Origin of the sequence: Stenotrophomonas sp. PS02289, assembly GCF_029960115.1 — a bacterium.
GTDB lineage: Bacteria > Pseudomonadota > Gammaproteobacteria > Xanthomonadales > Xanthomonadaceae > Stenotrophomonas.
In genome coordinates, this window is record NZ_JASCOZ010000346.1 from 1 (window position 1) to 760 (window position 760).

Annotated in this window: 1 protein-coding gene; it reads left to right on the forward strand. The window is 70.0% G+C overall.

The window, feature by feature from the left end; all coding sequences use genetic code 11:
• Positions 1–495: 495 nt before the first annotated feature.
• The coding region (locus QMX83_RS21540; RefSeq protein WP_282298662.1) for a hypothetical protein at positions 496–760 on the forward strand (265 nt) is incomplete at its 3' end.

Below are 760 nucleotides of genomic sequence, written 5' to 3' on the forward strand. Positions count from 1 at the left end.
CAAGTACGTCCCTGTAGCCTCGATCGCCGCTGGCTCGGGGGCGCAATCCTGCGCACACGGCAAGGCCGGGGTTGGGCGTCGTGCCCAACCCGTCGGGCGCATGCGCCCGACCCATGCGGCTCACGCCCCCTCCAGCCCACCCCGACCCGCCACGACAGTGCGTCGGTGGCCAAGGAAGATCAAAAGCACGCGCGGCCCGGTAGCGTCGGTCGACAGACGACGGCCGTGAAATGGACAACATCCGGTAACGCATGGCCCCGGATCGACACCGCCGTTGATGTGGCATTTCCCATGGCCACCGGCCCCAGACTCGTAGATCGGCAGCCGAGGGCTGTTCGCCAAAAACCAACAGCAGCCGGGCAGAGCCCGGCTCTACGTAACCTCTGCGACCGCAGCGGGGAACCTGCCCAGCCCGGCACATCAGGTAGGATGACCGCGTGCCGCAGGTACCCGCCCATGGGGATGGGTGCGGCGTTTGATTGAGGATGACGTGGAATGGAAGCGTTGATTGTCCTGGCCGTGCTGGTCCTGCTGGCCATGCCCGTGCTGCTGGTGGTGGCGTTGGTGATGATTGGTGGGTTGCGCCGGCGCGTGGCCGCGCTGGAAGAGGCCCGTTTCGCCGCCGCCGCGCCCGAACCCGCCCCCGCGCAGCCGTGGCGCGACAGCGTGCCTGTGGTGCCGGAGGCACCCGTGGTCCCCGTGGCACCGGCTCCCGCGCCCGAACCGGTCGCCGCCGCCGCGCCCGTTGCCGCCCGTGCAG